Genomic DNA, 17,078 nt, shown 5'->3' on the forward strand with positions numbered 1-17,078 from the left:
CAATATCAACTGTCTTTGCTCCACTTTGTCTTTGGCTTTCTTGAAGCCGTTGCTTCATCAAGTCTGCCCACGGCAGTAAACTTAGGAGCAGCTCTCAGTATCTCAGGATCCTTCTTTGCCTCGTTCAAGATCTTCTCGAACGTGTCAGCGAAGATGTCTAGTGATTCTTTGCTCTCCGTTTCAGTTGGTTCGATCATAAGTGCTTCTTCGACTATTAGCGGGAAATAAATAGTAGGCGGGTGAATCCCGTAGTCTAAGAGCCTCTTAGCGACGTCTAGGGTTTTTACTCCATAATCCGAGACGAGTTTACTTCCTTTCAAAACGAACTCATGCATACAAATCCCGGCATAAGCAGTAGGTATCAGCTTCGTCAATCTTGCCCGAAGGTAATTTGCATTCAGCACCGCCATCTCACTTGCTCTCTTTAGTCCGTCTCCGCCTAAAGTGAGAATGTAAGCATATGCCTTCAAGAAGACTCCAAAGTTTCCATAGAAACTCCTCACCTTACCTATGGAGTTAGGCAAATCATAATCCAGCGAGAATCTTCTGCCATTAAAACGAACTACGGGAACCGGAAGAAGATCTGCCAGAAAACTCTTAACGCCAACCGGGCCGCTTCCGGGGCCACCCATACCATGAGGTGTGGAGAAAGTCTTGTGGAGGTTCAGATGCACTATGTCAAATCCCATGTCACCAGGTCTTGCGTGGCCCATAATGGCATTGAGATTCGCGCCGTCGTAATACAGCAGAGAACCCTTACTATGTGCCAGTTCCTGAATCTCGCAAATCTCGTTTTCAAAGAGCCCTAACGTATTGGGATTTGTCAGCATTATTCCTGCGATACTTTCGTCCAGGATTTCCTCAAGGCTTTTCAAATCGACTCTACCATTTCTTCCTGAAGGGACCTCTATGACTTCAAACCCCGCCATAACTGCGGATGCGGGATTGGTTCCATGAGCAGAGTCTGGAACAATTACCTTTCTTCTATTATCCTCACCCTTAAGTTCGAAGTATTTTTTCATCAGCAGCATTCCAACCAGCTCACCATGAGCCCCGGCAGCCGGTTGCAGGGTAAAGCTGTCCATGCCGGTTATCTCGCAAAGGGAGTTCTGCAAGTTGTACATGACTTCCAAAGCACCCTGAACCGTATCCTCAGACTGATATGGATGTATCTGACTGAACCCGTCAAGATTTGCGATCTTCTCGTTCACTCTTGGGTTGTATTTCATGGTGCATGAACCAAGTGGATAAAAGCCGCTGTCAACAGAGTGATTCTTCTTCGAGAGTCCCGTGTAGTGTCTGATTAATTGAAGTTCGCTCAGTTGGGGAAGCAACGGCTCATTCTTCCGAACCGATTCTTCAGGCAGTAATTCCGAAGGCTCGTAACCATAAGATTCTTCCTTTGGAAGAAAGAAACTCTTTCTTCCTTCTTTTGACAGTTCGAATATTGTCATCCTATCGCCTCCAACCTACCTGCAAAGAACTCCACTTCTTCGTTAAGGTTTGCTTCAGTTGTACAAATCAAACCACAATCCTTCAGTTTTTCGTTGAACCTCTCAAGTTCAAGTGGGCCCAATATCTTATCCTTCAATAACTCTTTGTTAAACTCTTTCAGATCACAATCAAAGCGAGCCACAAACTCGTTGAAAAAGGGCCCTGTGAAGACAAGGCTTACATGATCTGTTCTGTTTATTCTTTCGGAAAGATAATGAGCCTTATCGAAGGATCTCTTCGCTATCTCCCTTAAACCTTCAGAACCGATCATGCTCATGTATATTGAAGCGATTAGTGCATTGAAAGCGTGATTCGAACATATGTTCGAAGTAGCTTTGCTTCTCCTGATATGTTGTTCTCTCGTTTGGAGAACCATTACGTAGCCTGTGCGACCATCGTTGTCCTTGGTCTCCCCGATGATTCTTCCGGGCATCTTTCTGATGTAACTCTCCTTAGATGCGAAGAAGCCAAGCCCTGGTCCACCGAAGGAAGGCGCATTTCCCAACGGTTGACCGTCGCCCACGACTATATCGGCTCCCAACATCCCCGGAGCTTCAAGTATGCCCAAAGCGATAGGGTTTGTACTCACTATCATCATAGTGTTCTCCCCAATCGTGGACCGAATTTCGGAGAGATTTTCGATTATTCCAAAGAAGTTTGGATAACCTAGAACAAAGCCAGAAATATCTTCTGTTAGTTTCTTCTGAAGGTCAGTGACATCTATCTGTCCAGATTCGGAATCGAAGGCAACAGTCTCTACATCGATGTCGCTACCAAAGCAATATGTTTTGATCGTCTCAACGTATTCGGGATGAAGTGCCTCCGAGACCAAAACCTTCTTACCACCCTTTACTCTGACAGCCATAAGAGCAGCTTCCGCAACGGCACTTGCACCATCGTACATCGATGAATTGGCAACTTCCATCCCCGTGAGTTCGCATATCATTGTCTGGAACTCGAATAACATCTGAAGAGTGCCCTGCGAAACTTCTGCCTGGTAAGGTGTGTAAGCAGTCAGGAATTCCCCTCTTGATGCTATCGCTTGAACCGCGCTAGGGATGAAGTGCTTATACACACCGGCTCCTCGGAAGACAGACATATCGTTAAGCGTGAGATTTCTTTTGCTGAGTTCACTGAGGTCTCTCAGTACAGTGAATTCATCCTTACTCTCAGGCAAAGAGATATCAACCTCGAACCTTTTGGGTATGTCGCTGAACAGCTCTGATATGCTCTTGACACCAACTACCTCCATCATTTCATCTATGTCTTTCTTTGTTTGGGGTAGATAGGGGAACTCAGGCATATTAGCCCTCCTCTTCGCAGTGTTTCTTATATGCCTCCAAATCCATCAGGCTGTCAAGTTCAGATTCGTTACTTATCTCCATCTTTGCAATCCAGCCTTCACCTTCAGCATCATCGTTGATCTTTTCAGGTGATGAATCGAGTTCTTCATTCACTTCAACAACCTTGCCGCTTACTGGTGCGTAGATATCACTGGCAGCTTTTACAGACTCTATCGTGCAGAAGACGTCTCCCTTCTTATATGACTTACCGACTTCAGGAAGGTCAACGTACACGATGTCCCCAAGGTGATCTTGAGCGTGATCGGATATTCCTATTGTGGCGATCTTACCTTCTACCGATACCCATTCATGTGTTGCAGCATACTTTTTCATTTACACTCCTCCTTAACCTTTTGATTTCACAGAACCTCTATAGAAAGGTGTTTTTACTACAGTTGCAGGAGACCTCTTACCTCGGATCTCAACCTGTACCTCGGAACCGATTTTCCAGTATTCTTTTTCCAAGTAAGCGAGTGCGAGCGATTTCTGAAGGGTCGGTGAGAAGATACCACTCGTGATCCAGCCGATTTTCTTTTCACCATCGAAGACTTCGAACCCGTGTCTGGCAATGCTCTTGCCTGATAGCTCCAGTCCCTTCAATTTATACTTTGTTCCGTTTGCCAGTTGCTCCTCAAGTACTTCCTTGCCAATGAAATCCTTCTCCATCTTGACGGTCCACTTCAAACCTGCTTCAAGAGGAGAGTTGTAATCGTTTAGCTCGTTACCGTAAAGCATGTAAGCAGCCTCAAATCTAAGGGTATCTCTTGCTCCGAGGCCGATTGGTTTGACACCAATACTTGACCCCAGTTCAAGTATCTTTCTCCACAAAGCAACTGCAGCTTCGGGGTCGACGTATAGCTCAAAACCATCCTCACCCGTATATCCCGTGCGAGATACGAGAGCCTTTATGCCATTCACCCTGCCGTATTCAAAGTGATAGAATGGGATTTTCTCAAGCCTTACCTGTGATACCTCCGACAGGATCTCCTCCGCTCGTGGCCCTTGAAATGCAATCTGCGCAAAGTCAGCCGATGCGTCTTTGATTTTCACATCGAAACTACCCTTATTGCTCGTAATCCACTTGAAATCCTTGTCTTTGTTTGAGGCATTTACAACGAACATAGTTTTAGCATTGTTCAACCTGTAGACTAGAACATCGTCGACTATTCCGCCCTTTTCATTGCACATTGGTGAATACACTATAGCTCCGTTCTTGAGTGAAGAAACGGAGTTCGTTACCAGGTAGTCCGAAAAGTCAATGGCATCTGGACCCGCGATCTCTATCTCTCCCATGTGTGAAACGTCGAAAAGACCGGCCACCTTTCTCACAAGGTTGTGTTCATTGATAATAGAATCGAACTGGAGCGGCATTTCCCATCCCGCAAAATCCACCAATTTCCCCTTTAGGCGTACGTGTTCATCAAAAAGCGGAGTTCTCTTTAGCTCACTCATCCATTTCCTCCCTCCCCGTTTTCTTTAAGTCTTCAAAGATCTGGACGGCTTCATCAAAGACTTCGTCTGGTACAATAATGTCTACTAAACCGCCCGAACCAAAATAGACACTGTCGGTATATGCAAAATGAGAATCCACAAGTTCTGAAAAGATTCCCTCTTTGAGCAGAATCTCCTGGAACATCTTCGCTTCAAATTCAGGAACTCCCGATTTGAGGACCTTCATTTTATCACCTCCCGGTTCACCAGAAATTATACACCAAGTAATTAGATTAGTTAACTTCTGGAAGCTTTTCTGATTGATGACTTTAGAAGCTCAATGTGCTAGAATGTTTTCGTCTAGCTGAGTGTAGAAGTTGTTGGGAGGGATAATTATGATAAAGAAGATTGGTGTCCTTACGAGCGGGGGAGATTCACCGGGAATGAACGCGGCGATAAGAGCGACGGTAAGAACGGCTTACACGGATGAGATAGCTGTCGTTGGAATTCGCAGAGGATACTCCGGTCTGCTCGATGAGGAATTCATCGATATGGATTACTCCTCTGTGGGAGGAATAATGGAGAAGGGCGGCACAGTACTTCGCAGCTCACGCTGTGAGGAGTTCAGAACCGAAGAGGGAAGGACAAAAGCGGCCGACCTTTTGAGAAGCAATGGGATTGATGCACTTGTAGTTATTGGTGGAGAAGGAAGCTTAAACGGAGCCAAGCTTCTCATGGATGAAAACGGAATTCCCGTAATAGGTCTTCCCGGAACGATTGACAATGATATTGCCATGACGGATATGTGTATCGGTGTCGATACCTGTTTGAATACCTGCGTAGAAACGATTCAGAAGCTCAAGGACACGGCTTCTTCACATGAAAGGGCCTTTGTTGTAGAAGTTATGGGAAGAAACTCTGGATATGTAGCGCTTGCTTCCGGTATGGCCGTTGGAGCTGAAGCCATTATAGTTCCAGAGCTTCCAGTGGACTACGAAGCGATTGCCGAGAAGATATGGAATGAAAGGAAAAGGGGAAAGATCAACTGTATTATAGTTGTCGCTGAAGGGGCTGCAAGCGCATATACAGTTGCAAGACATGTTGAACACAGGATTGGATACGAAACAAGAATAACCATTCTCGGCCACATTCAAAGGGGAGGCTCTCCCACTGCATTTGATAGAGTACTTGCTTCAAGAATGGGATATGCGTCGGTTAAGGCGCTTGAAGAAGGTAAAGCGGGAATGATGATGTCGTTGAATGGTGGGAAAATCAAAGGAATACCTCTTGAGGAAGTGCTTTCACACAAAAAAGAACTGGATATGGAACTGATGGAAATGGCGAAAATACTCTCTTAATGAGGTGGTTTGATTGAGGAAGACGAAGATTGTATGTACCATCGGTCCGGCTACCGAATCTCTTGAAGTTTTGAGAAGCCTTCTTCAAAGGGGAATGGATGTTGCAAGGCTGAACACGACTCACGGCGACATTTCCGAACACAGGGAGCGAATAAGAAATCTTAAGGAGATTCGAAAGTCAGCGAATTCTCCCCTTACCATATTATTAGATCTCTCTGGTCCAAAGATCAGGACGGGCGTCTTCAAAAAGGATGCGGTGGACATTAAAAGAGGCAGTGAAATAATTCTAACAACCGAAGATATCGAGGGGGACGAGAAGATTTTCGGTGTGAACTATAAGAAACTTCCCGAAGAAGTCCAGCCGGGGAATCTGATTCTCATGGATGATGGGAAGATAAAACTGAGAGTAGAATCGATAACCGGTTCTGAAGTTAGAACTAAGGTTTTAAACGGTGGAATAGTGACACACAGAAGAGGTATAAACCTTCCTGGAATCGACATAAGCATTCCTGCAATTACCGAGAAGGATAAGAAGTTCATCAAACTTGGAATTGAAGAACGGGTTGATTATTTTGCCCTTTCATTTGTGAGAAGATCGGAAGATGTTGTACATGCCAAAAAAGTGATTAAGGATCTTGGGGGTTCTATTCCAATAATCTCGAAGATAGAAACAGAACAGGCCTTAAAAAACATTGAACAAATCGCGGAAGTCTCCGACGGATTAATGGTTGCTAGAGGCGATTTAGGAGTTGAAATACCGGTCGAAGAAGTCCCGGTAGCTCAGAAGAAGATAATTAGACACGGTAATCAAAAGCGTATTCCCGTGATAACTGCTACTCAAATGCTGGAATCGATGATAGAAAATCCGGTACCGACGAGAGCAGAGGCAACCGATATCACAAATGCCATTCTGGACGGTAGCGATGCGATAATGCTTTCTGGCGAGACTTCAATCGGCAAGTATCCTCTAGAAGCAGTGTCGGTTATGGATCTTACTGCTAGAGCTGCAGAAAAGTATCTTAAGCAGAATCCGGAATTACTGAAGTGGACAAGGGAAAAGATATCTACGGACGACCATACAGATGCCATATGCAGGGCAGCATGGGATATAAGTGAGGAGCTGAAGGTGAAAGTAATAGTAAGCTCCACATTCTCGGGGCACACGGCAAGAAACGTCTCCGGGTTTCGCCCGAGAGCTCACATACTTGCAGTTACTCCAAACGAGGAGACGTATTACAGGTTGAACCTCGTTTGGGGTGCCCGCCCAGTTTTAATGGGCCTTGGCTCCTCGACAGACGATCTCGTCAGAGTGGCCGGACCGCTTGCTAGACGCCTAAAACTTGTGAAATCCGGTGACACGATAATACTGACGGCCGGTATTCCGTTTGGAACTAGCAACTCCACGAACATTCTCAAACTGGAAACTGCGTGATAGAGTTGCCTGACTCGAAACCATGCAAAAGGCAGAAGCTGTAAGATAACAAAAAGAATCCAGAGAAAAATGGGAAAAACCGTCTTCTTGCGTGCTTATTTTTTTATGTTTACGATCATTTAACACAGAAAGCTCTTGAAGAAATCGGAACGATGTTTTATTATTAATTAGCAGACTATCACTGTGAGTGCTAAAACATAAAATTCGAAAGGAGGCTTTTTATGAAAGTAGTTCCCCTTGGTACAAGATTACTGATTAAGCCTTATGAGGAAGAGAAGAAGACATCAGGTGGTATCGTTCTTCCCGACGCTGCGAAGGAGAAACAGATGACTGCGAAGGTAATTGCAGTTGGAGAGAAAGTCGAGGATATTGACCTTAAGGAAAACGACAAGGTCCTCTATTCCAAGTATTCCGGCACGGAGATCAAGATCGATGATGACGACTACATAATCATCGATCAGGATGATATCCTGGCAAAGATCGAGGATTGAAGGAGGAATCGGTATGGCTAAGATTCTGAAATACAGCGAAGAAGCACGAAGATCGCTTGAAAAAGGTGTAGACGCGGTAGCAGATGCAGTTAGGATAACGCTCGGTCCCAAAGGGAGAAACGTAGTTCTTGAGAAGAGCTGGGGCTCTCCGACGATAACCAATGATGGTGTATCGATCGCAAAGGAAATCGATCTGGAAGATAAATTCGAGAATCTTGGAGCTCAGCTCGTAAAAGAAGTAGCTTCCAAGACGAACGATATTGCCGGTGACGGAACTACGACTGCGACCGTTCTCGCACAGGCAATGATCAAGGAAGGTTTGAAAAATGTTACCGCTGGAGCCAATCCTATACTCATGAAGAAGGGTATCCAGAAGGCAACAGAGAAGGCCGTCTCTCACATCAGGTCCCTATCGAAGAAGATCTCTTCAAGAGAGGACATTGCTTCAGTTGCAGCTATTTCTGCCAATGACTCGGAGATTGGTGAACTCATTGCAGAAGCGATGGACAAGGTCGGTCAGGATGGAGTAATAACGGTAGAAGATTCCAAGACCCTCGACACATACGTAGAGTTCGTTGAAGGTATGCAGTTTGACAGAGGCTACATTTCTCCTTACTTTGTTTCCGATCCAGAGAAGATGGAAGCTATAATCAAAGAGCCTCTTATTCTTATAACCGACAAGAAAGTCTCAGCAGTAAAACCGCTCGTTCCGATTCTGGAAAAGGTGGCCCAGGCAGGCAAGCCTCTCGTAATAATCGCTGAAGACATTGAAGGTGAAGCACTTTCCACTCTCGTTCTCAATAAGCTCAGAGGTACTCTCGACTCAGTAGCTGTTAAGGCTCCCGGTTTCGGTGACAGAAGAAAGGCAATGCTGCAGGACATCGCAATTCTTACGGGTGGTACTGTGATCAGCGAAGAGGTTGGGCTCACCCTCGAAAATGCAACTATCGATGACCTCGGTAGTGCGGGCGTTGTAAAGGTCAAGAAGGACGACACGATAATCGTTGATGGCAAGGGAGATCCCGAAAAGATCAAGCAGAGAATTGGTCAGATCAAGGTTCAGATCGATCAGACTACTTCCGAATACGAAAAGGAAACTCTCCAAGAAAGACTTGCAAAGCTTTCAGGAGGAGTGGCGGTTATCAAAGTCGGTGCTGCAACAGAGACCGAGCTCAAAGAGAAGAAACATAGAATTGAGGATGCTCTCTCAGCGACAAGAGCTGCAGTAGAGGAAGGAATCGTAGCCGGAGGCGGAGTTGTTCTTGCGAGAGCGAAGAAGCCCGTTCAGGAACTCTTCGATAGCACGGAGAATCCCGATATCAAGATTGGTATCAAGGTGGTCATGAAGGCCCTAGATGCTCCGATTCGGCAGATAGTCGAGAATGCCGGTTTAGACGGTGCAGTTGTTGTTGACAAGATTCTTCACAGTGACGATGCAGCTTTTGGATACGATGCTCTGAACGATGTCTATACAGACATGTTCAAAGTGGGTATCATAGATCCTGCAAAGGTTACAAGAAGTGCTCTTCAGAATGCGGCATCCATTGCGGGTATACTTCTTACAACAGAAGCCGCTCTTACAGAAAAGCCAGAAGAAAAACCCCAGGCTCCAATGCCACAGATGCCTGAGTATTGATGAAGTAGATCTTTTGAAGGGAGAGCTTGCTCTCCCTTTTTTTTTTTTTGCTAAGTAGAAAAGCCTCTTTGTACGATAAAGAAAACGAACTAAGAGAGCCTCTATGAATTATCTTCTCTCACAGTTTCTTCCTATAATTCTCCTTTGAATAGCTGATCATTACCCATATCATCTTCTCTGGAGCTCAATAGTTCCTTACCGAATCGGTAATCATCATCAAACGAACACGACTTCACTCATCTCTATGGTCTTGACATTAATCTCGCTTGATCGAGGGGCCGTTTGCAGCTGAAAGATCTATTTGTTAGAAGGCACTGATAGTTGGTCATTGAATGGTGTAAAAATCGAGAAAACGAAAATTCGAAAGTAGAGAGTAATGAGTTCCTTGATGACCGCTGTACTCTTAAAATCAAGGATCCGCTGATCGCTGTGAAGAACCGTTTTTGAATAGGATCAAAAAAATCGATAAAGATGTCAGAGGTTTGAGGATAAATGTATGAAGATCAGATCGTTCAGAGAATCTAACAATGCGTCATGAACTTGTTTCAGCATCTCGATCTAAGATCCGCTATGCGCTAAAGAACGAAGACCCGCTGATCGCTGTAATGGTCGTTATCCGTTGACCGTTCAAGAACAAGGACCCGTTCGCCGAAAATAACAACCGAGAAAGTGCGTTGTCGAGACGTTCACTCGCTCACGAGAAGATGAGAGCGAAAATAGGGACTGACGATTCTCCCCACGTCCCTTTTACGCGAGGGACAGGGATCCTGACCAGGAGCATTGTCAGGATGACGTGAAGGGAGAGCCTGCCCTGAAGTGCTCCTGTTCAGGGTGATTCCCTAATTCCCACATACTGTCATCCCGTAGTGCTCCGGTACAGGATCTCGTACCCATGAACCGCTATGCGCTGATAAGATCAAAACTGAATCCCGAAACAAGTTCGGGATGACAAAGTGAGAGACATCCATCCTGCATTCCCGGAAATTATAACGAGGGTGATTTCACCCCCAGCTTGGCATAGATCTCCTCCTGCTTTTTAGTGACTTCTCCGATCATGCGGCCATGTTCGGGAGACTCAAACCTTTCAATGGTGTCAAGTTCGTCAAGGAGACCTTGCAATGTCCAGTTCTCCAAGAGACAGGTGTCCTGCATCTTCTTCTTTATGTAGGAAAGATAAATCAAGGCGACAAACTCGACAAACAACTTGCCATTCAGTGATAGTTCAGATGAAACCTGCATTCTACCGAAATTCAAACGGTCTTTTAGGTTCCCAAACCCCTTTTCCACTATGTCTTTACTGCGATAGAGAGATAAGGCCTCGAAGGGATCTTTGACTTCATTGGAGAGCAGTGCGAAATAGCCATAGTTTCTTGCCGCTTCACGCATCGCCTCTTCCTTCGGTGTGATTTTCCTGAACTTACTGGTAACAGTAAAGTATTTGTCGTAGTCCTTCATGCGGTATTCTTCACGTGTGTTGTTTACCAGATCATTGTATAGTCTGCTCAGATAATCGTTCATCTCTGCCTGATCTCTGGCAGCCTTCTCGCCATTGTAGAAAAGATGAAGATATGCCCTCCTTTTCGAGCTGAGAACATCTCCCTTATTGGGTCTTTCCTGTTCATATTCCCACTGGGTCGTCCGGCACAAGCCATATACTCCGAACTGGGGTTGCAGGTTTGACCATAGCTGGAGGTTATCGCGCTCTTCTTCCAGGGTCTCTTTCACATAATTCAAATTCAGTTTGACACCGATGATGAATTTCTGGTGGTTCTTGAAGAGCAGGTTTATGTTCTCTCTGCTGTAAAAGCCTCTGTCAAGAAGGACACTTACCTTTTTGTATCCCATGACATTGAATTCAGCCATAAGCTGCTTGACTGTTTTCACGTCGGTGATATTGCCAGGGAGCTTCCGGTAGTAAAAGGGAAGTCCAGACTGTTCACCGAAGAGAAGGGCGAGGTTGATGTGAGGTAGTCTGTCGTACTCTTTGTTTCTTCCCTTCTTTACCTGACTCAGTGTCTCTGAATAACTGGAGATGGAAGTGATGTCAAAGGCCCAGTATTCTTTCTCAATTCTACGTCTACCTTGTTTCTTGAAGAACATCATCCTCTCTTCTTCGGAAATAGATTGAAACAGCTCACTACCGCGCTGTGATGGTATGTCTTCTCCATAAGGATGGGCATGCAATCTCTGCCAACGGGAAAACCTACTGAGGGAGTTATTCTCTTCGAGAATAAGATAATAGGCAACCGATAAAATCATTCTATAACGGTCGGGGAAACAGGCTTTCAAATCTGCCTCAACTTCTGTGATCTTTCCAACCTGATCGAGAAGATAGCAAGCACCATAGAAATCCCTGCGGATTTTGGTTATGGGAACTGGACCGGGCTTTTTCGAAATGCTATCCTTCCTGTATGACCTGGTCGGTACGATTTCTCCAGTACTTGTATTCAGCTTGCCGATTAAAGTTCTCTTGGCTCTCGACTGTTGCTTTTCCTTGTCCCAATAGGCTTCGTTTTTGTAGACATATGTGATTCCAGTTTTCTTGTTCTTTTGATAGACAATCCCCATCTCCTCACCTCGTTACATACATTATAATATATAACGAGGCATAAACCTAGAGAAAACAACCCTAACTCAGTCTTTTCAACCCTTTACAAGGTTTTCATCGTTAGACTTTTCGGGAACTTTGGGTTCAAAACAGTGGTTCAGCAGTGACTGGTAATTGGTATTCTCCAGTCTTTTCCGAAAGCTCTTTTGGATACTTTCATTTCGGGAGGAAACTGTTTGCGTTTGTACTCGCTCCTTCTCAAAAGAACAATGGACCGTTTAGCTGGCTGTTTAAATGTCTCACGCTTCCTACACGATATTGCACTGTTATTGGTAATCTGCCTGAATGAAGGCACTTCTTTCTGCGCCACGATGCATAACCGGGTATTGTCGACTGGAAGAGAAATTTCTTGAGTTAATAAAGATTTGTCGTGATGAAGCTTTGATAACTTTGACCCTGGCTTTTATTGAAAGAGGTTCGTCAATTTCGCAGAAGGCCTTTTGGCTAAAGACTCGTAGAGTGTGGCAAAATAGTTTCATGAGAGATTTCTTGTTGATTCTTAAGTGGCGAGGTGTCGAAGGGTTGAGAATGCTGACCCGTCAGGGAAAGAGAGCGTTTGTTGCTTCTTTTCTTGCTGTCGCATTCGTGATAATGATCGCTGTTCCGATTGCCTTCTACTTGAGAGGTTACCTCGTGCCGAATTTCTCCAGGGTCGCCGATCTCTCCGATCAGTTAAGGGAGCTGACGGGAATCGATCTAAAACTGATAGTTGTCTCATTCTTTTCGGCGATAATATTCTCAATACTTCTTGGGAGCGACCTTCCAATTGTAGTCTCAAACCTTTTCTTTTCTGAACGGGTTAAAATGCTGCTGAATTTGCCGGTAAGGACAGCCACTATTGCAAATGTTCAGTTGCTTGAAGTTCTGGCTGCGGGAGGATTGCCCATACTTCTTTTTGCGCCGGTCTTCATGGCCGCATTAAGAGGCTTGGGGTACTCGGACGGGAGATTCTGGATGGCCCTCGTCTTGCTCTTTGTCTTCGTGCTCAACACTCTGGCGATAACTGCGATAATCTCATTCGTGATTGTCTTTCTATCTAAGGGGCGCTTTCTTAAGACGCTTTCGGCTATGATGACCATGGTTACGCTTTTCGTTTTCATTTTCACATTGAGATTCATGGACTTTTCCGCAATTGATCTTGCAAAACCTGATCAGGTTGCAGAACAATTCGGCGGGCTTCAGAGCATTGTCACTTCCCCCTATCTTCCCTGGTCGCCCTTTGTAAGAGCAATTACGGGAGGTACAAGGGATCTTGCCGTGTTCATAGTATCCTCGATAGGTATCTTTTCTTCTCTAGCACTGCTAGAAATCTTCCTTTACAGCAAGGTTCTCCAGAAGCTTATGACTAGACCAATCGGGAATGTGTCCCCGAAATCAAATGGAGATTTCAAAGTTCATGGATTGTTTTTGGGTCTGCTGATAAAGGATTCATTGTTGCTTCTTCGAGAGCCCAAACTCATGTTTGCAGTTCTGTATCCTTCACTGTTCGTCCCTGTGGTTGTCCTTGTCAACCCGGGTCTTCTAAGCAGCTTTGGTATTTTACAGCTGTTGGGTCTTATAGTTTTCCTCTTCAGTAACTACACAACTGTCTCTTCGACCGCACTTTTTGCTTTTGAGAGGCAACTTGGCGATACTTCATGGTTGTTTCCCATCAGGCGGGTCAAGACGATCTTATCGAAATCGTTCGTTATTACCTCTCTGTATTCTTTCGTCATTTTGCTTGTGGGTTTATACGTCTCCAACAACACTTCACAGTACGGGACTTTCATGATGAATTTCATTCTATTTATGATTCCTACGATCTTCGTTCTTTCATTGTTAGGGGGATTTCTCGAGAAGAGCTTTGGAACGAAGGATTCGAAGAACGTTTTTAAGGCACTAAGTCTTTCGGGTGCGATTCTATCTTTCCTTCTATCAACACTTCTCCCCGTTTTTTCAACGCTTCCAATGACCCTGTACATTTCCGGAAATATCGGTCTTTTTCTTAATTTCATGAATATCCCTATAGTTTCACCCTTTACCTGGCTCTTAGGACTTGTTTTGCCGGTTTCTCTCTGGGTCTCTATAGCCTGGGCATCGTTCAGATCACTGTGCTATAATTTTGTCTGAATGAGGATTTTGGAGGGATACGCTTGAAGGTTCAAGATGCAAAACACTTGAGTAAAATAATTATGGAGTCTGGAGAGATCCCGCTTCTCTGGGGCCACTTTGGGGTGGGAAAGACAGATCTCGCTAGGGAGATCGCATCCGAGACGGGCAGAGAACTGATAATTCTAGTGATTTCACAGATGGAGCCCGGTGATCTCATCGGAATGCCTTCAAGGGATGGAGAGCGGACACTGTTCTTAAGGCCCGACTGGTGGCCAACCGAAGGAAATGTCATATTGATGATAGATGAAGTGAACAGAGCTCACAGATCGATAAGAAATGCAATAATGCAGCTCTTAATAGATAGAAGAATACACAATCACTTTCTTCCGGAAGGAAGCTGGATAATGGCAGCGGCTAACCCGCCGGATGAGGAATACGATCAGGTAGAGCTAATAACTGACCCCGCCTTCATGTCGAGGTTCTTCCACATAGAGCTCACTCCAGATCCCGATGAGTGGCTTAAATGGGCTGAAATTCAGGGAATGCCAAGCAACGTGACGAATTTTATCAGGGAGTATCCGGAGTTTCTTTCGAGGGATACAATAGTTTCGATGCGTCTCGAGCTGAGGCCGAGCCCCCGTAGCTGGTATAAGCTTGGAAGAGTATTCGCAGACCTTTCAAGCGAAGAGATCGAGAGATACGGTTATGTAATAGCTGCCGGCATTGTTGGTCCCGAGGCGGCCAGGACTTTCATGAGCAAGATTCAAGGTAGCGAACTTCTCCCTTCTCCAAGAGCTCTCCTTCTTGATCTTGACGAGAACATTCTAGGGAGGCTTTCGGAGGGGGACATCTCATGGACCAGTGCCTCGGTGCTCCGTGTTACGAAGCATCTTTCTGAGCTAGATGATTTGCAAGTTCAGGAATACTTTCAGAACGTTCCGCTAATCGCCGGTAATCTTCTCAGAATTGGGAAAGTGATTCCAAAAGACTCATTCTTCTCGGTGATAAGGCACATTGTTCATCAGGTAGAAGGAGAGAAGGGACTGAAACGGGCTTTTTATGAGAATCTTCTTGAGGAACTGGCAATGGATCACGATGTTCTGAAATTCCTTCAGAGGAGCGAAAAGGATGATAAATGAGGAATTGATGGAACGGGCAGTCTTTGAATTGGGAAAAGACAGTCCTTTCTACAATTTTCTCCTCCTATTCATAGATAGAATCCCCTCGGTTGCAGTCAGAACGTTGAAACTACGAGTGAGTTCAAGAGGAAGGTTTCAGCTCCTATACAATCCAGATACTCTTCGAAATAAACCTCTGGCTTTCACAAAGGCATTACTAAAACATGAGTGTCTCCACATAGTAAATGGTCACATACTGATACCGGTAAGCAAGTCCAGAGAAAAAATGCTGTGGGATCTGTCGATGGACGCGGCCGTGAATCAGTTCATACGGGAACTCGATGCGTTCAGCCTCCCAATGGATTCGATTTTGAAAGAAGGCTGCGGGACCGACAACGAGAGGTTTTTCGTCGGACCTCCAATGCAGTATCCGGGAATGACGGCAGAGTTCTATCACGACTGGGGACTTGACTTCATGAAGAAGAACAAGACCATTGATCTCGAACTACTGGATTCAAATATCTCCAGGCCGGATTCACATGAGGACTTTGGCAAGTTCGAGCTTCCCAAGGAGTTTGTAGAGGATCTACTGAAGCAGGTGATCTCTGAGACTATGGAAAAGGCCAAGACCGGCATGCCAGAAGGTCTCGAGGGAGTTATGAAGCTGGTTCTCGACAATCCCGTTCTGGACTGGAGAAATATGATTCGACGTTTCTTTGGTTCCTCCATGCAGGTTGGAAGGTACAGAACTCCGATGAGGCCCAACCGAAGATATGATGATCAACCGGGATGGAGAAACGACTATGCGGCAAAGCTGGTAGTAGTGGTCGATACCAGTGGCAGCATTATCGAAGAGGAGTTCAACTCTTTCTTCAGTGAGATAGACGAAGTTACAAGAGTTACAGATTCCAGGGTCTGGCTGGTGCAGGTTGATGAGACGGTTCAGAGCGTGATGAAATATGGAAAGGGAATGTGGAGAGACCTTAAGCTCATGGGAAGAGGGGAAACTGATCTTCAGCCGGCCGTCGATTACGCTCAGGAAAAGCTGAGACCTGAAGGTCTCCTCCTCTTCACCGACGGGTTCACGGATTTGCCTACAGTTTCGAGAAGAGTATTGTTCGTTCTACCAAAGAGCCACAATTCAGATTTTGCTGAAGAAGCAAAATCAATATACGGACGTTCGTCGGTGGTGTTTCTTAAGTGACTTACTATTCCGGCCCCGAAAGCTACAGGGAAATTCTCAGGAGAGTCTACGAAGGAGTTGAAGACAGCTTCGCCTCGTGGGCAAAACTTGTCGGAGACCACTCTGATCGACTGGACAATGCTTTTGGCCACTTCATGACACTGGTAGTTCAGACTTCAAAAAGGAACGCTCCCGTTCTTTCGGTCTTTGTGGACAGCGAAGGCAGAGGTTATGTGGGTCTTTCAAACTCATCCCCATTTGAGACAGCAAGCGCCTTGTACCGGTTCCCAAACGAAGTCGAGAACCCGTTCATGGAAGCATTCGCCAGTTTCTTTGGGGACGAAACGGAACTGACATACCATCGAGCGATCTTTCAAAGTCCTTTGAAGCTTTACTTCCTTGCTTATTATGGTAATGAAAGGCTTCTACGTAAAGAGATTCTGAAGGACTCCCTGCGCGGAAAGGATTACTTCAGGCTGTCGGAAGTTATCGATGATACGCTGTTCTCTATTTGCAGAGAAAATTATAGAAAGTGGATTGAGTTCGACGACGGAGAAGTCCTTGTTTTTCCCTTTCAAAACATTCTAAAAATCGCCTTTGGTCTACCAAAGATAAATGAAAACATCGACCGTTCTATAACTATGGAGCTTTCAAGGTTGTTCAGGATCGAGGTAACAAAACAGTGTGACGTTCTCAGAAACTCGAGTGTAACTCCCGACATGAATATCTCGAGACCGGTTGCAACTGTTTTCGAGATAGATCTAGTAGACTCAAAGCCAGTATACGAAAGGCTTGAAGCATTCTACAAATACTACTCGAAATTCATATCTGAAACGATAGAAAGCATGTTGAGATTCATTCATACTGATTTTCCGCTGAGCAAATAGGTGGTG

The 17,078-nt window shown here is 45.2% G+C and carries 14 protein-coding genes; 8 read left to right on the forward strand and 6 right to left on the reverse strand.

The window, feature by feature from the left end; translation table 11 throughout:
* Positions 1–5: 5 nt before the first annotated feature.
* From gcvPB to THEBA_RS11035, 5 genes are read right to left on the reverse strand one after another with little or no spacing between them, the layout of a single operon-like run.
* Positions 6–1,454 (reverse strand): aminomethyl-transferring glycine dehydrogenase subunit GcvPB, encoded by a 1,449-nt coding sequence (gcvPB, locus tag THEBA_RS11015; RefSeq protein ID WP_014731603.1) that lies wholly within the window; start codon positions 1,452–1,454, stop codon positions 6–8.
* On the reverse strand, positions 1,451–2,797 hold the full coding sequence (gene gcvPA, locus THEBA_RS11020; protein WP_014731604.1) for an aminomethyl-transferring glycine dehydrogenase subunit GcvPA: 1,347 nt from the start codon (positions 2,795–2,797) through the stop codon (positions 1,451–1,453). Before gcvPA ends, gcvPB begins: the two co-directional genes overlap by 4 nt.
* A 1-nt stretch (position 2,798) precedes the next feature.
* Positions 2,799–3,170, reverse strand: a complete 372-nt coding sequence (gcvH, locus tag THEBA_RS11025; protein WP_006487673.1) for a glycine cleavage system protein GcvH — start codon at positions 3,168–3,170, stop codon at positions 2,799–2,801.
* Between the two features lie 12 nt (positions 3,171–3,182).
* The gene (gcvT, locus tag THEBA_RS11030) at positions 3,183–4,289 is read right to left on the reverse strand and encodes a glycine cleavage system aminomethyltransferase GcvT (protein WP_014731605.1); all 1,107 of its coding nucleotides are present in this window, start codon (positions 4,287–4,289) and stop codon (positions 3,183–3,185) included.
* Complete coding sequence (locus THEBA_RS11035) at positions 4,282–4,515, reverse strand: hypothetical protein (protein WP_014731606.1); 234 nt, start codon at positions 4,513–4,515, stop codon at positions 4,282–4,284. Before THEBA_RS11035 ends, gcvT begins: the two co-directional genes overlap by 8 nt.
* Before the next feature lie 151 nt (positions 4,516–4,666).
* On the opposite strand from THEBA_RS11035, the gene pfkA reads away from it, so the two are divergent.
* The 4 genes from pfkA (at position 4,667) to groL (ending at position 9,185) form a co-directional block, all read left to right on the forward strand.
* Positions 4,667–5,626, forward strand: coding sequence for a 6-phosphofructokinase (gene pfkA / locus THEBA_RS11040; RefSeq protein ID WP_041928473.1), 960 nt, complete (start codon positions 4,667–4,669; stop codon positions 5,624–5,626).
* Positions 5,627–5,639: 13 nt separating this feature from the next.
* Positions 5,640–7,058, forward strand: a complete 1,419-nt coding sequence (gene pyk, locus THEBA_RS11045; RefSeq protein WP_014731608.1) for a pyruvate kinase — start codon at positions 5,640–5,642, stop codon at positions 7,056–7,058.
* Positions 7,059–7,279: 221 nt separating this feature from the next.
* Positions 7,280–7,549, forward strand: coding sequence for a co-chaperone GroES (groES, locus tag THEBA_RS11050; RefSeq protein WP_006487663.1), 270 nt, complete (start codon positions 7,280–7,282; stop codon positions 7,547–7,549).
* 13 nt (positions 7,550–7,562) lie between these two features.
* Positions 7,563–9,185 carry a chaperonin GroEL gene (gene groL / locus THEBA_RS11055; protein ID WP_014731609.1) on the forward strand — a complete coding sequence of 541 codons (1,623 nt, stop codon included), beginning with the start codon at positions 7,563–7,565 and terminating at the stop codon, positions 9,183–9,185.
* Positions 9,186–10,169: 984 nt separating this feature from the next.
* Here groL and THEBA_RS11060 read toward each other — a convergent pair.
* The gene (locus THEBA_RS11060; protein WP_014731610.1) at positions 10,170–11,753 is read right to left on the reverse strand and encodes an IS1634 family transposase; all 1,584 of its coding nucleotides are present in this window, start codon (positions 11,751–11,753) and stop codon (positions 10,170–10,172) included.
* A gap of 532 nt (positions 11,754–12,285) precedes the next feature.
* Here THEBA_RS11060 and THEBA_RS11065 point away from each other — a divergent pair.
* From THEBA_RS11065 to THEBA_RS11080, 4 genes are read left to right on the forward strand one after another with little or no spacing between them, the layout of a single operon-like run.
* On the forward strand, positions 12,286–13,902 hold the full coding sequence (locus THEBA_RS11065; RefSeq protein WP_236609155.1) for a hypothetical protein: 1,617 nt from the start codon (positions 12,286–12,288) through the stop codon (positions 13,900–13,902).
* 23 nt (positions 13,903–13,925) lie between these two features.
* Entirely contained in the window at positions 13,926–15,023 is a 1,098-nt protein-coding gene (locus THEBA_RS11070; RefSeq protein ID WP_014731612.1) for an AAA family ATPase, read from the forward strand.
* Entirely contained in the window at positions 15,013–16,206 is a 1,194-nt protein-coding gene (locus THEBA_RS11075) for a vWA domain-containing protein (RefSeq protein ID WP_014731613.1), read from the forward strand. The genes THEBA_RS11070 and THEBA_RS11075 overlap by 11 nt, the downstream gene beginning before the upstream one ends.
* The gene (locus tag THEBA_RS11080; protein ID WP_014731614.1) at positions 16,203–17,072 is read left to right on the forward strand and encodes a DUF4895 domain-containing protein; all 870 of its coding nucleotides are present in this window, start codon (positions 16,203–16,205) and stop codon (positions 17,070–17,072) included. The genes THEBA_RS11075 and THEBA_RS11080 overlap by 4 nt, the downstream gene beginning before the upstream one ends.
* The last annotated feature ends 6 nt before the right edge of the window (positions 17,073–17,078 follow it).

It is taken from the genome of Mesotoga prima MesG1.Ag.4.2, assembly GCF_000147715.2.
GTDB lineage: Bacteria > Thermotogota > Thermotogae > Petrotogales > Kosmotogaceae > Mesotoga > Mesotoga prima.

Bases quoted from the DNA above. Each gene is read 5' to 3' on its own strand.
- gcvPB (WP_014731603.1), bottom strand. From the start codon at position 1,454: ATGACAATATTCGAACTGTCAAAAGAAGGAAGAAAGAGTTTCTTTCTT.
- gcvPA (WP_014731604.1), bottom strand. From the start codon at position 2,797: ATGCCTGAGTTCCCCTATCTACCCCAAACAAAGAAAGACATAGATGAA.
- gcvH (WP_006487673.1), bottom strand. From the start codon at position 3,170: ATGAAAAAGTATGCTGCAACACATGAATGGGTATCGGTAGAAGGTAAG.
- gcvT (WP_014731605.1), bottom strand. From the start codon at position 4,289: ATGAGTGAGCTAAAGAGAACTCCGCTTTTTGATGAACACGTACGCCTA.
- THEBA_RS11035 (WP_014731606.1), bottom strand. From the start codon at position 4,515: ATGAAGGTCCTCAAATCGGGAGTTCCTGAATTTGAAGCGAAGATGTTC.
- groES (WP_006487663.1), top strand. From the start codon at position 7,280: ATGAAAGTAGTTCCCCTTGGTACAAGATTACTGATTAAGCCTTATGAG.
- groL (WP_014731609.1), top strand. From the start codon at position 7,563: ATGGCTAAGATTCTGAAATACAGCGAAGAAGCACGAAGATCGCTTGAA.
- THEBA_RS11060 (WP_014731610.1), bottom strand. From the start codon at position 11,753: ATGGGGATTGTCTATCAAAAGAACAAGAAAACTGGAATCACATATGTC.
- THEBA_RS11075 (WP_014731613.1), top strand. From the start codon at position 15,013: ATGATAAATGAGGAATTGATGGAACGGGCAGTCTTTGAATTGGGAAAA.